We start from the raw sequence: 13,444 nt of genomic DNA on the forward strand, positions 1-13,444 counted from the left end.
GCGTCTGCTATCGGCACCAGGGTTGAGGGCGTGGGGGACAGCTGGTGCGTCCACATCGGTACGGCACGGCCAGACCTTCAGCAATGAGCGTGCTGCCGACGTCCCGACCGTCAACGAACAACGAGCCGCAGAACCGCCCGAAGTTGCACTGATCCGTACCCTCCGTCCCGGGCCGGCAGGAACAGGCCACGCGCTCAAACTCAATTGATGTCGCACCCCGCACCAATTGACCTAGACGCGCAGTCGCGCGCTCCCCGACCTCACGCTCTGCAGTGCAGGCGGGTCTCCATGTCTCAGGCGCGTTAAATCCAACGAGACGCACGTTCGCTCTCAGGCCTCGAACATCGATCGTATCACCGTCAATGATCCGCACATCGCTGGCGCGAAGCGACCGGTCCTGTGAGGCGGGTCGCTCTGTTGGCGGCGCGACTGGCGACAAGAAACGGGTCGCCATCCAGCCCATACCAAAATTGGATCGAATCTGGGTCCACTGCCCATCTTCGCGCAGAATTTCGACGCGGGTTCCTTCGCTCAAGACACCCATCACGGCATTGGAAGTAGACGGACCAGCACGTTGATTGACGCGTGTCCCTGTCACATAGACGTAAGCGGCGTCGGCAGTTTGCGATGAGGGAACGGCTGACGGACTGTAAGGTGTGGATCGCGTGTTCGATGATTCAAACAATGATCCAACCAATGCGAAGAATCCGACAGCGATCACCAACGGAACCATGATTTGGCGTTGAGCCTTGCGCACGGCACGCCGAGGTGCATTGATCGCGCGGGTCACGGAGACCGGACGGGGTCTTGCCTGACCGGTTCTGGTACTGCGCCTTGGTGCTGGTTTAGACGTCTTGTCTTCAGCCGCTGACTTTGTCTGGGCCGGTTTTTCCCGTTCCAGTTTCAAGACTTTGTGCAGGCTCGCATACTGCGCTTTGCTCAGGCGCGTCTGCGTCCCATACCGCTGAAACCGCTCAGCCATGTTCGTGAGAAAAGACATCTCCCAATCGTTTGCCTGCCCGGATCGCAAGCGCGCATCAATGCGTGATTGAATCTCTTTGGTGCGTTCCGGAGAAAAAGGCATCTAGGAAAAACCTGGGCGGGTGTTGATCTGTGCAACAAATGTCTTCTGCCGCACGGCCACATTAAGCTGTAATTGCATCGAGATACCATCCAGCGATTTCCGAAACCAGATTGGACGGACTACAAACACCTAGGCAGCACACCCATTAATTCTTGTTTAGGAGCATAAGTTTGTGATTCATTTCGTCCAAACAACGGGCGGGAGGGTGCAAGTGGCGCGATCAGACATGAGCGATCTGGAATGGGAATTCATCAAAGCTGTCTTACCTAACAAAACGCGCGGCAAGAAGCGGGTGGATGACCGCCGCGTGATCAACGGCATTTTCTACGTCCTGCGCACCGGCATCCCTTGGGCCGATCTGCCCAGCGAATATGGCCCACCGACAACGGTCTATAATCGCTTCAACCGGTGGAGCTATGCGGGCCACTGGGATCGGATCATGGACGCCATCGCCGACGCGCATAACGTGGACACAGTAATGGTCGACGGGACCAGCGTGCGCGCGCATCATTCCGCCACGACTCTCAAAAAAAGACCCGCGCCGCTGTTTAGGTCGCTCACGGGGCGGATTAGGCACGAAAATACATGCACTTACCAATCAGGATGGGCTGCCGATCCGATATGAATTGACACCCGGCCAAGCTCATGACGCGCCGCCGTGCAAGGCGCTACTGGACAATTTGCAACCTGGCCAACATGTGCTCGCGGACAAAGCATATGACGCAGACTGGATCAGAGACTTGATCTGGGAACAGGGCGCTATCGACGTGATCCCTCCCAAGGCCAACCGCAAACTACCCGCCGAATTTGATGCTGAAATCTACCGGGAACGCAACAAAATCGAGCGTTTCTTTGGTAGGCTGAAAGCCTCGTTCCGCCGTATCGCAACCCGATACGAGAAGACGTCACGCAATTTCCTGTCGATGATCAAATTGGCATCGGTCAGGCTGTGGATCGAGTTTTATGAGTCGGCTGCCTAGGCATTCGACTCCCATTGCTGGAGTTCACTGCGACGCCGCCGTTGTTCACACACATCTGGGAAAACGGTGAAAGGGCCGCCCGAAGGCGACCCTCTATGTTCAAGTCTCCGCGGTCTTCTTAGCCGGGTCAGCAACCCGCATGACCGTCAGGCCTTTCGCTTCCGCCTTCTGCCCGAGGTTAAGCGCGACCCCGTTGCCGCCGAAGAGGACAACCCCCGTCGCCGCGAACTTGTCGTCCAGCATTTCGTCGTTGCACTTGAACGGTGCCGCCCGCCCGTGCGCGGACCAGCGCGGATCGAAGCGCGCCTGCGCGATCCCGCGTGCCCGGGCCCACCGGGCCGCAATCATCTCCGCCCCGTGCTTGCCACCCTTGTGGCAGAGGAAGATTTCCTGGTTGCGGTTCTGCTTGATCCGTTCGCGAACCTTGTCGAGCGTGTTGAAGATCACATCGACATCTGTCCAGTCGGTTGCGCCTGAGACGATCAGGGGAACCCCCTCGACTTTCGACTTCTCGGCGGTTTCACGGTCGTGCTGCTCCAGCAGTTGCCGCGCCTCGAAGACCGCGCCAGTCTCTTGCGCCCGGACGCTTGCGCGCGACCCGGCTGCCGGGATGAAGGCGTGACCGGTCTCGATCTCGTAGCATTCCGCCGCCGCTTCGCTCATCACCTCGATGGCGCTGACAATCTCACGCAGCTGCACAAAGCGCGCCTGCGCCTCTTCGAGCGCGGTCTCGGCGATCTCCGATCCGTCGTGGGATTTTGCCAGCGCACCGATCTTGTCGGCGGTGCGGTCGACCTCCTTGCCAAGCGCCACCTTGCGGCGCTGCAGGATCGTGGCGAGCCCATGGGCCAGCGGTTCGATTTCCGCCTCGAGCCCGGTATTTCGCAATTGACCGAGCAGAGCCTCGAAGCTCTCGCGGATGATGTGGTCGGTCAGGATGTGATCTTCCGGGATCGGCAGCTGCGCGTCCTTCTCGGTCAGCCCGAAAAGTTCGATCGTCTCGTAGGTGTTTGCGGTGTCGTAAGCCATGTCTGGTCTCCAGTGTTCGGTTCCTAGGCCACCACGTGAGTGTGGGGGCATGGCCGAATGCTTGGTTTCCGAATCTGCCCGGGTCAGGGACGGCGCAGCCGCCGGCTTGCCGGGCGCAAAAGTTTTCTGCGCGCAACACCGGACACATGCGCGCCCTCACGCACGGGACCATCCCGCGCCACATGCCCCGCCCCCGCCGAAAAGTTTTGCGATCCTTGACGCGGGCTGATTTGGGGGCCATCCGGAGGATATGCTTCCGCGCTCATGTGTGTGTGGTTTGACGGTAGGTTTGCCCGACCCGAGCAGGCAAACGGCCCGACCGGACGCGTGAGACGGATGGAGCGGCGGGATCGTTTTGCCCCGCAAAACAGACCAGAGCGCAATCCGGCGGAGCGACCGGGGAGGGACGTGCTCGCGAGGCGGGCAAACCGGGACGCCGGGTGCAACGCCGCGGTGAGGCCGCATGGCCGAATGCGCGACGGACCGAAGGGCCGTTCTCCCCTGCGACACGCGAAGCCGAGCTGGGGAGGCCGACAGGCATCGGGCGGTATGTTCAAAACTGCGAAATTCGTAAGTCTGCAAGCCCCATAATGTTTCAGTTGCTCAATCCGTCGGCAAGGAACAAGATGGGAACAAAAAGGAGACCGAGCAATGGTTGATGACATCGAAATGCCCCCTGAACTGTCGGAAGCACTTCAACGGCAAAATGAGATAGACTGGGCGGAGGCCGGGCAGAAGGCACCAGTGTCTGGTTTCACCTACAAGGGAGTGCAGCTTGAGAGCAGATGGGCGGTCCTTCGTGAGCTGGAGGATATGAAACGCATTGTCGATGCCATGCCCGAGCTTATGTCGCGGCGCATAGAAACCATCTGGTGCGACTCCAAAGCCGGCGCGATCTACATCGTGACCGTGAAAGACAGACTCTGGGTTCCCGATATGAAATTGACGATCTCGGACGCGATCGTGGACACGGTCGGCGGGCACAACGGAATTTACATTGACGGTGACGCGCCCGCCGGAATGAAGGTTGACCCGTATTGGCCGGGCAACTACCCCTAGGGTCGGGATCCAACGGGCGAAAAGAGCGCAAAACCTGCCACCTCACGTTGACAGGTTTTCCACCCCACGGGTATGGTGGCTTTCCATATTCACCTGTGGCGGGATATCGTACACCTAAGCACCGTGTTCCAATAACCGCGAGTTCGGGAGTAGCGGAGTACCGATATTCGGGTGGGGTGGAAATTCCACCATTCGAAGGCCCGGCCAAGCCATTGAGAAGACGCCCAAGCCTCCGTAAATCGAATGACAAGGAGGCCCGCAATGGCAAAGACAATCAAAACAAGCAAGGCGCGCAAGAAGGCGCCGGAAAAATCCTCGACCGAACGCATCTTCGGACCGAAGGTCTATTCGCATGGGTATACCGGCGTTCCAAATATCCTGCTGCGCGCGCAAAACCGGCTGGGGATCACCCCAACCCAGCTGACCATCATCGTCCAGCTTCTCGGTTACTACTACGATCCGCTCCGTCCGCCTTTCCCGACGAAGCGCGATCTTGCAAAGCGCATCGGCATCACGGAGCAGACGATCAGGATCAACATTAAGGCGCTCGAAGAAGCCGGGCTCGTCACGCGCGAACAGTGGAAGACGAGCGCCGGTGACTACGGCCCGAACCGGTACCACCTGACCGGGCTGATCAACAAGCTGAAGAAGCTCGAACCGGATTTCGAGGAGGAACGGAAGGAGCGGGAGGAAGCTCGGGCCCTGACCGAGACGCCGCGTGCCAGGGCAAGCGCCCGCGCCAGAAAGGCCAAGGGCGATGGCGGCACAGAATAAGCGCATCCTTTGTTTCATCGACGAATGCGGAACCGCCGGCGAACCCGGCTTCGCGCTCGGATGCGTGATGGCTTGGGCGCGGGAGTGCGGACGCGCGGATAAATCCTTGAGTGATTTGCTGGAGCCGAATGCGAACGAGCTGCATGCGGCGAATCTGAGTCGTGAATACCTGCAAAGTCTTCTGGCGCGCTTCGCACAGACTGACCGGCCCGAGGGCATGATTCTGATGAATAGGCTGGGAACGGTCACCGAGGGCACTGCGCCAGCGATCTACGCCGGGAATGTCATCGAGACCGTCAAGGTCGCCGTCGGGCAATTCCGGAAGCTGAACCGGATTCGCGGCCAGGGCGTCGGCAATGTGGAACTCATCCTCGATCTGAACCACCACAACACGGACCCCGAATGCCAGCGGATGATTTCGGAGGCGTGCCTGCATGACGGGCGTTTCAAGGCGGTGAATCGCATCAGCCAGATCGATTCCGCAGCATCGCGCCTTCTCCAACTCGCTGACGTAATCGCCTATGCGCGCACGTGGATCCACAAGGGCGAAGAGAATGCAAAGGGGCTACATGAGAACTACGGAATCCGGGTCCTTTGAATCAGAAAAACCGCCCTGAGGGCGGTTTTTAGGAGCGGCTTGCAACCGAACCATCTGCGGTTCGGGTCGCCGCGACGCTCGCCCTGCACACAGCATGACGGGTCGCCGACAGGTTTCTGTCTGAGATGTAGATAGCATGTGTGGAGTAAAATTTCAACTACTCCCATCCTAACGACCCACCCAGAGACGCGTTGAAAAATATTCGCCACCTGAATATTTATTGAATATTTTCTGGACAAAGCACTTAGAGTGTGTGATGTAGGGTGCGAGGCGCAAAGAACCAAACAGCAAAAGGCATAGAAACTTGAACCGAGACAACGCACTGCAGGCAGCGCGCGACCAGTTGGAAACATCGATTTGGGGCCTTTTGAGCGAGCTTGAAAATTCGCTGGCATCACTCGCAAGCGTACCGCACATAAATATTGAGTGCCCTCGCGCAATAGGATCAGTCTTGAACTCAGCTCTTCCGGCAGCAGCTCAGGAGGCTGGGATCGAGAAAGACGGGCTTGAAGTTAGATACTGTCGTAATGGACAGTGCAACAAGATTTCCGGGCACGTGAAGTCGGGCAACGAAACCTTCCCCGTCAGCCTAGAGTTGCATCTGTCGGGTCCACGTGGCGGAACGACAAAATCGAAACACCAGTTTGCATTCTCGGAACCCGCCGTATGCGACATTGAACGTCAACCGTCGCTTATCGAATTTGACATAGACGCGCCCGAGAGACTGCTACTTTTTGTAGCGTGTCATCTCAGCGGCACCGGCGTATCGGTGTCGCGAGCGTACTTGAAATTTGCGGACGGTGTAGATCAGCGAATGATTGAGATGCACCGCCCTGCCGAAGGGGCGCCCAAGGCATCCGCAGATATCGGACCAGAGCAGGGTCCGCGTGGCGCAACATTGAAGGTAAAAAGACCCGAGGGAGACAAGAAAGAAGATGGCATCAAAACAGATAAACGGGGGGATGCTGCTTCTAGCTCGTAAGAGACGACGGAAAACTCAAAAGGACTTGGCCGCAGAGACCGGGGTCGCACAGGCGGCGATCTCCAGAGTCGAAAACGGTACAAAGGACGTGCTGTCGCATGAAGAGATTCAGTCGATTGCGCGCTTTTTAGGATTCCCGGTGAGTTTTTTCTTTGAGCAGGAGCCGCTTTACAAAACACCCCTCAGTATCCACGGCGCGGCCTTCCGCAAGAAGTCGGCGGTTTCTGCGAAAGATCAAGGTGCGGTCGTCGCGCTAGCAAATCATCTTGTACTGCACTTGCGCAGAATGCTTGAAGCCGTCGACTTGGAGCCCCAGTTTCCATTGCTTCAGTTTGAGGTTGTGGATGACAAGTCGAGCGTAAGCGAACACGCCCGTGCCGTTACTTCTGCAGCCGAAGCGGCTCAAAAGGTCCGAAAGTCGTGGCAGTTGGACGATGGACCTTTGCCGAATCTCGTCAAGTACATTGAAGCTACCGGTGTGTTCGTGGTTCAAGGCAATTTTGGCGGCGCCGACATTGACGGCGTAACCATTAGGCCCCCAGGAATGAAACCGGTGGTGGTTCTAAACGAAGACCGGCCCGCCGATCGGAAGCGGTTTAGCCTTGCCCATGAATACGGCCATGTGATCTTGCATCCCTTCCCGTACGACGCGATGGAAAAGGAAGCCAACGAATTTGCCGCTGAGTTGCTCACTCCTGCCAAAGGAGTGCTACCAGATCTGAAGAAACCGTTGACCATTCCAAGACTTGGGCAATTGAAGCTGAAATGGCGTGTGGCAATGGCAGCATTGATCTACCGCGCTAAAGCGCTGAACGCGATAACCGATCAAGCTGCGACGTCTTTGTACAAGAAGATGAGTTACTACGGCTATCGAACGCGAGAGCCTGATGAGTTTAGTATTGAGCATGAACAGGGTTATCTATCAACTCAGCTCTTGGAATTGCACACGGAGGATTTGGGATACTCGTTCGACGAGTTGGCTGATGCTTTAAGAACTTTCCCAACTGAGTTGGCGGAGATGCACGGCCTGAAACCGCCAGACCAGCGCCCGAAACCAAAACTGAAGCTGGTTATTGGAGGCGAACTTTGATCGATTTTGCACGCTAAGCTGGACGTGTCATACATGATACAGACAACCTCAATGGCTTCCGAACGATCCACTTCTTGTGTTGCAGCTCTTCGCTTTCGCACGTTCCAAGAAAACAAGAAGGGGAACCGTGGTCCCACGGCTCCCCTTTCGTTGCGCATCGTCTAGTCTCGCGCGTTGATCAGGCCACCAGCGACAGCCCCGCGCCCGCATCCCGCGGCTGCTCGCCGCTGTCGATGAACGGAATGATTGAGAAAGTCTGCCCGCCGCGCTGTTCTTCGTTCTGCACGGCGTTCACGCGCAGGTCGCCATCGGGCGTGTTGATCAGCAGCGACAGGTAGTCATTGCCCGTGCGGCTGCTTTTCGCCATCCAGGCCGAGCCGACGCGGATCGGCGTGCCCCGGGGCGAGCTTACCTCGATCCGGTAGTCGGGGTGGGTCTCCTCGGTCTTGTAGCTGTTCTCGATCAGCATGAACTCCAGATCGAACATCATGTTGGCGATGTAGCCGGTGAAGGCGTTGTCAGCGTCCATGGCGGTGAGCTCGCCCGAGATCGAGCCGGATTTCATCAGGCCGTTCGAGACCAGCGGGATGATCTCGAATTCGCCGCTCTGGGCCGCGCGCGCCTCTTTCGTCTGCACCGCGTTGACCCGGAAGGGGCCGAGGCCGACATCAAGCTGCATCGAAATGTAAGGGTTGCCGCTGGTATTACCGGTCTCGTTCCAGGCCGTACCGATGCGCACCTTGCGGCCCGATTTGTTGACTGCCGTCACGTCAAAATCCGGGCTGCGCGCGGACATCTTCGGACGGGTTTCAAGCTGGATGGCGATGTCAAAGCGCGTCGAGTGGATCATGCCGGTGTACTCGGCGGCTGCGGTCTCGACATTGCGGGTGAGGGTTCCTGCGAACATGGGATGGTTCCTTTTCGATTGGCCGGTGCCTGACGTTCTTGCCATCGCATCCGGGATTGCTTTCTCGACCCCTTGAGGGATCACAAATCAGAAAGCCTGCTTTCCTTTCAGCCCCGCCCACGGGTCAGAGCTGCCGTCCGAGTGGGAATGCCCCCGCGCCTCCGGGTGCTACGCCCCTCCCCTGCCCGTCTGGTCTTGATTGGCTGCCCGGATTTTCCGCGCCGTCCTCCGGTCGCGCGATGAAAAACCCCGCCTCTTTGCCGTTCAACCGTTGCCCTTCCCGGTCGGTCAGGCCGATGCAGCTGCCGTTCGGCACATAGGTGATGAGGTACTGACCGAGCCTGTCCTTGTGCACGCGGTAGCCGGTATTGGCCCAATGCACGGTCTGGCCGGCATCAATGGCGGCCTTGATGTCATCGAGTGTCATGTTCTTCCCCCCCCATTGCCTATTCTGCTGCCACTGAAGCGGCGTCTGGCTGCTGCCCCACGATCCGGGCCAGAATGCTTCCCGTGTCGATCCCGTCCCCATGCGGCAGGAACACCCGCAGCTGGAAGGCGATGATCTCGGTGAAGCACCCCATGGCCTTGAGGCCGTCGATCATGCCCTTGTCCGCACCGCCCAACTCAAGGCGCATCTCGCCTGCGACACGGCGACGGGTCAGGGACAGACCCCGACCCAGATCGACAGGTGCGGTGGTCCCGAGGGCGGCGGTCAGCATCTCCTGCGGCGTTTGCGGGTTGGAGACGAGGAAGCGGGCGCGCAGCGCGACCGCTCCTTCCTCGCTCAGCGTGCGCCCGATCATCGGCGTCGCCCCGTCCGGCGTGACGCGGTAGATGCGCTCATTGGTGGTCGGAATGTCCTTCCAGATCGGCAGCAACAGCCCGGTCAGCAGGTAGAGCTTGGTCGTGGTGGTCTTGGGCAGGGACGCAGCCTCGGCATCCCAAAGCCTTGCGAACTCAGGCTTGCCAATCTCTTCCCAGGCCGAGGACGCGAACCGCGTCTCCTCCAGATAGCTCGACCCGTTTGGCCGCACCACCTTGCGCATCAGCGTGACAATGTCCTCGTCATACATCTGCATGGGGCGCGCCGAGATGAGCGCCGCGCGCCCCAAAGCACGGTTGACCATCGTGGTCTTATCCGGATTGCGCGAGAGGGCGTCATCTGCTGACAGCACATGGACAGGGTCGGTCACCTCAAGCCCGATGATCCGCGTCACGGCGCCGGATTTCGGGCAGGTCCAGAGATCCTCGGTGGAGACCTGTTCGATCTTTTCGCCGCGTAGGGTTTCCACGCCGAGATCGAGCGTGCCCGCCGCGCGCGCCCGTTCGATCTGATCAGATATTCTCGCCATGAACTCGGCAAAAAGCGCGTTCTGCAAGTGAATGGGCAGCGCCAGCACCCGGTTCAGAAACCGCTGGATCGGCGGAAGCTCCTCAAGAAGCACCCCGTCCTTGTCGATCAGCCGCAGGGCTGTCCAGTCGGTGAAGCTCTCGTAGCTCATCGCCTCGGCCCGCCCGGCGGCAAGATCGGCAAAATACCCGCGCAGTGCCGCCCGCGCGATCGGGCTTTCGAGATTATCCTCCTCGCGGAACATGCCTTGCGAGCCGGTCTCGCGCTGGCCCTTCGTCAAGGCCCCCAGCTGGTCGAGGCGTTTGGCTATAGTTGAGGTGAAGCGTTTCTCGCCATGCACATCGGAGGTGCAGACCCGGAAGAAGGGCGCGCTGACCTGGGCAGAGCGATGCGTGCGGCCGAGCCCCTGGATGGCCGCATCTGCGCGCCAGCCGGGCTCCAACAGGTAGTGCCGGCGCCGTTTCTGGTTCTTCGCCGTTTGCGCCGCGTGATAGGATCGGCCCGTGCCGCCTGCATCGGAGAAGATCAGGATATCCTTTTCGCCGTCCATGAAGGCTTGGGTCTCGGAGGAATTGCTGCTGGCGGCGCGCTTTTCGATGAAGAGATGACCATCCTCGGCCTTGAGCGGTCGGATCGACCTTCCGGTCACTTCGGCGACGGCCTCGTCGCCAAAAGCCCAGAGGATCTGATCGAGCGCCGAGGGGATCGGGGCCAGCGTCATCAACTCCATCATGGCCGCATCGCGCAGGGCGAGCGCCTCGCGCGAGACGACCAGCGCGCCGGTCTCGTCCCACAAAGGTTCCGCCACCATATTGCCGTCGATCTCGACCAGCTTTTGCGCGTGAATCGGGAAGGCTTGTTCGAGATAGCCCAGGACGTAGTCGCGCGGCGTTAGCGCGCCCTCGACCAGCTCGTCCTCCGCGTCCATCGTCTCAAGCCGACGTTTCAGCAGGCTCTCGCCAGTCGAGACCACCTGGATGACGCAAGCCTTGCCCGCCGCCAGATCGTCCTCAATCGCGCGGATGATGGTCGGCGCCTTCATGCCCATCAGGAGATGGTTGAAGAAGCGCTGCTTTGTGCTCTCGAAGCGGGACTTGGCCGAGGCGCGTGCGACCGACGCATTGGTCTCGCCAGAGGCGTCATTGAAGCCAGTCGCCGTCAGCGCCGCCTCGAGATTGTGGTGGATCGTCCGAAACGCGCCCGCATAGGCGTCGTAGATCTCGATCTGGGCCGGGGTGAGCGCGTGCTCAAGCACGTCATACTCCACGCCATCGAAGCTGAGGGCGCGGGCCGTGTAGAGCCCTAATGTCTTGAGATCGCGTGCGACCACCTCCATGGCCGCCACGCCGCCGGCTTCCATCGCCGACACGAAACTCTCGCGGCTCGGGAAGGGGTATTCGGGGCCCTGCCCCCAGAGACCGAGACGCGCGGCATAGGCCAGGTTGTGCACGCTCGTGGCACCCGTGGCCGAGATGTAGAAGACGCGAGCGCGGGGTGCTGCCAGTTGCAGCCGCAGGCCAGCAAGGCCCTGCTGGGAGGGTTTGATCCCCCTGCCCTGCTCGGACCCGGCGGCATTCTGCATGGCATGGGCCTCATCAAAAGCCAGCACGCCATCGAAGTCTTCGCCCATCCACTCGAGGATCTGGCTCAGTCGCGTGGTGCCGCATTTGCCCGCCGAGCGCAGCGTGGCGTAGGTGACAAAGAGGATCCCGTCGCCCATCGGGATGGGTTGGTCCGGTTTCCATTTGGAAAGCGGCTGAATGTCGGCAGGCGAGCCACCGAGATCGGTCCAGTCACGGATCGCGTCCTCGATGAGCGTGGCAGATTTGGAAACCCAGATTGCCTTCCTGCGCCCGGCCAGCCAGTTCACGAGGATGAGCCCCGCGCATTCGCGGCCCTTGCCGCACCCCGTGCCGTCCCCAAGGAAATAGCCGAGGCGATAGCTCCGTGCTTCCGGGTCATCATCTGCGCGCGTCAGCTTGGTCTGGTCGTCATCGATGGTAAACCGTCCCGGCAGGTCGCGCCCATGGGCATCATGGGCCATGATGATGGTCTCGAGCTGCGCCTCGGAGAGATCTCCCTCCTCGACCAACCGTGCGGGCAGGCGCAGGTCATCACGGCCCGTATTTGAGGGCATGGGCGGGGCAACCGAGGCCATGGCGATGCTTTCAACGAGCGGCGTGGGATGTTCCTGCGCACCCGCAATCTCGATCCGTTGCGGACGGTAGCGCGCATAGATGTCCGAGATGGGCGTGTTGTCGCGCGGGATATCAAGGCTCGTGAACACTAGCGGGACAACGGCATTGGCCCGGGGTTTGGAGGCGGCGACAGGCGCGGCGGCGGTCTTGCGCGGAGGAGAGGATGGAACGGTCGGCCGCCCGTGAGGGATCGCCGCTGCCTGTTGTACGGGGCGCATCACGGGCCGGGTTACGGCCACGGCGTCGACAAAAGGAAGGGCTTCATCTAAGTCCCGGACACTGGCGCGGATCATCTCGCCGTCTTCCTGCACCTTGTCGAAGACCATCAGCTGGGTTTCCACAGAGGTGCCGAGCTTGCGGTAGACCTGCCCTGGCATCGCCAACGCCAAGCGCGGCGTGAGCAAACCGCAGGCGCGGGACCAATGCGCGGCATCGCGTTCGGGCGTGAATCCCGGCGGCATGATCGCCACCAGCCGCCCGCCGGGTGCCAGGCGCTTTGCCGTCGCGATGAGATGTTTGGCGGCGATGTGCTTGTCCCGGGATCGATCCACCGAGGAGGCGAAAGGCGGATTCATTACCACGACGTCGGGTAGAACAGGCGTCTGCAGCAGATCGTCGATATGTTCCCCATCATGGCCCGACACCTCGCTGCCGAAGAGGGCGCGCAGGAGGCGCTGGCGAAAGGGGTCGATCTCGTTGAGCAGAAGTGTGGCACCAGCCCGTGCCGCGAACGCAGCCAGGGCACCGGTGCCAGCCGACGGCTCCAGCACGGTCTCGCCCTTGCGAATGGCAGCCGCCCGCACGACCATTGCCGCGAATGCCAGCGGCGTGGAAAACTGCTGCAGCCGAATCTGCTGCTCTGACCGGCGGGTTTCCGTCAAGAGCCGCGAGGCGAGCAACTTTGCAGCGGCGATGTCGCCTGCCGCGCCGTCCCCACGTAGCAGCATCTGGATGGCCGCGGCCTGCATCAGGTCATAGGCCATGCGCCAGTCCCAGGCGCCCCCGGCATCGCTGCCATGGAACGTCTCGCGCATGATGCGCGCGAGCGCTGAGCTGCGCAGGGGTTGGTTGTCGACCTCCGTGCCGATCTGCTTGAGGGCAGAGACTAGGTCAGCGGTTGAGATTGAGAGAGCCGAGTTTGCCGGTTTGGGCTTGGTCATGCGGATTTTCCTTTGGATCAGGGTCTGAGTTCCAAAGGACAAAAAGCCCGCTTCCGTAATGGGGCGAGCCTCTGTCAAGGGTTTCGGGCAAGTCAAAAATCTCGGCGAAGATCTCATTCTTCACCGAGTTTGAAGGCACAATTTCAGAAGCTTACTTTTTCTTTTTCTTTTTCACTGCACCCGCACGTCAGGACTGAAGGACACCCCCCTGTCCGGGCTTCGCTCTTCCGTC

At 60.2% G+C, this 13,444-nt stretch carries 11 protein-coding genes; 6 read left to right on the forward strand and 5 right to left on the reverse strand.

Annotation, left to right across the window (positions count from 1 at the left end; all coding sequences use genetic code 11):
- Positions 1–7: 7 nt before the first annotated feature.
- Complete coding sequence (locus tag BSG08_RS19930; RefSeq protein ID WP_093036932.1) at positions 8–1,084, reverse strand: SH3 domain-containing protein; 1,077 nt, start codon at positions 1,082–1,084, stop codon at positions 8–10.
- Between the two features lie 211 nt (positions 1,085–1,295).
- Between BSG08_RS19930 and BSG08_RS11630 the strand changes: the two genes are divergently transcribed.
- A protein-coding gene (locus BSG08_RS11630) for an IS5 family transposase (RefSeq protein ID WP_093036935.1) occupies positions 1,296–2,064 on the forward strand; the annotation gives its coding sequence in 2 pieces (ribosomal slippage) (positions 1,296–1,618 and positions 1,617–2,064; 771 coding nt in all).
- A 99-nt stretch (positions 2,065–2,163) separates the two neighbouring features.
- Here the strand turns inward: BSG08_RS11630 and BSG08_RS11635 are convergent.
- Positions 2,164–3,093, reverse strand: a complete 930-nt coding sequence (locus BSG08_RS11635) for a DUF2493 domain-containing protein (protein ID WP_093036938.1) — start codon at positions 3,091–3,093, stop codon at positions 2,164–2,166.
- A gap of 651 nt (positions 3,094–3,744) precedes the next feature.
- Here BSG08_RS11635 and BSG08_RS11640 point away from each other — a divergent pair.
- The 5 genes from BSG08_RS11640 (at position 3,745) to BSG08_RS11655 (ending at position 7,596) form a co-directional block, all read left to right on the forward strand.
- Positions 3,745–4,152 carry a hypothetical protein gene (locus tag BSG08_RS11640; RefSeq protein ID WP_093036941.1) on the forward strand — a complete coding sequence of 136 codons (408 nt, stop codon included), beginning with the start codon at positions 3,745–3,747 and terminating at the stop codon, positions 4,150–4,152.
- A 261-nt stretch (positions 4,153–4,413) separates the two neighbouring features.
- Positions 4,414–4,926: a helix-turn-helix domain-containing protein gene (locus BSG08_RS11645; RefSeq protein WP_093036943.1), complete on the forward strand. Its 513-nt coding sequence runs from the start codon at positions 4,414–4,416 to the stop codon at positions 4,924–4,926.
- Entirely contained in the window at positions 4,910–5,524 is a 615-nt protein-coding gene (locus BSG08_RS11650; protein ID WP_093036946.1) for a DUF3800 domain-containing protein, read from the forward strand. The genes BSG08_RS11645 and BSG08_RS11650 overlap by 17 nt, the downstream gene beginning before the upstream one ends.
- A gap of 451 nt (positions 5,525–5,975) precedes the next feature.
- Entirely contained in the window at positions 5,976–6,506 is a 531-nt protein-coding gene (locus tag BSG08_RS19260; RefSeq protein ID WP_139274563.1) for a hypothetical protein, read from the forward strand.
- The gene (locus tag BSG08_RS11655; RefSeq protein ID WP_093036949.1) at positions 6,460–7,596 is read left to right on the forward strand and encodes a helix-turn-helix domain-containing protein; all 1,137 of its coding nucleotides are present in this window, start codon (positions 6,460–6,462) and stop codon (positions 7,594–7,596) included. Before BSG08_RS19260 ends, BSG08_RS11655 begins: the two co-directional genes overlap by 47 nt.
- Positions 7,597–7,774: 178 nt before the next feature.
- Here BSG08_RS11655 and BSG08_RS11660 read toward each other — a convergent pair whose 3' ends face one another.
- The 3 genes from BSG08_RS11660 to BSG08_RS11670 form a co-directional block, all read right to left on the reverse strand.
- On the reverse strand, positions 7,775–8,503 hold the full coding sequence (locus BSG08_RS11660; protein ID WP_093036952.1) for a DUF736 family protein: 729 nt from the start codon (positions 8,501–8,503) through the stop codon (positions 7,775–7,777).
- Between the two features lie 124 nt (positions 8,504–8,627).
- Positions 8,628–8,930, reverse strand: coding sequence for a hypothetical protein (locus BSG08_RS11665; RefSeq protein WP_093036955.1), 303 nt, complete (start codon positions 8,928–8,930; stop codon positions 8,628–8,630).
- Positions 8,931–8,949: 19 nt separating this feature from the next.
- Positions 8,950–13,212: a strawberry notch-like NTP hydrolase domain-containing protein gene (locus BSG08_RS11670; RefSeq protein WP_093036958.1), complete on the reverse strand. Its 4,263-nt coding sequence runs from the start codon at positions 13,210–13,212 to the stop codon at positions 8,950–8,952.
- Positions 13,213–13,444: the final 232 nt, after the last annotated feature.

The sequence above is a fragment of the Roseovarius azorensis genome (genome assembly GCF_900109455.1).
Taxonomy (GTDB): Bacteria; Pseudomonadota; Alphaproteobacteria; order Rhodobacterales; family Rhodobacteraceae; genus Roseovarius; species Roseovarius azorensis.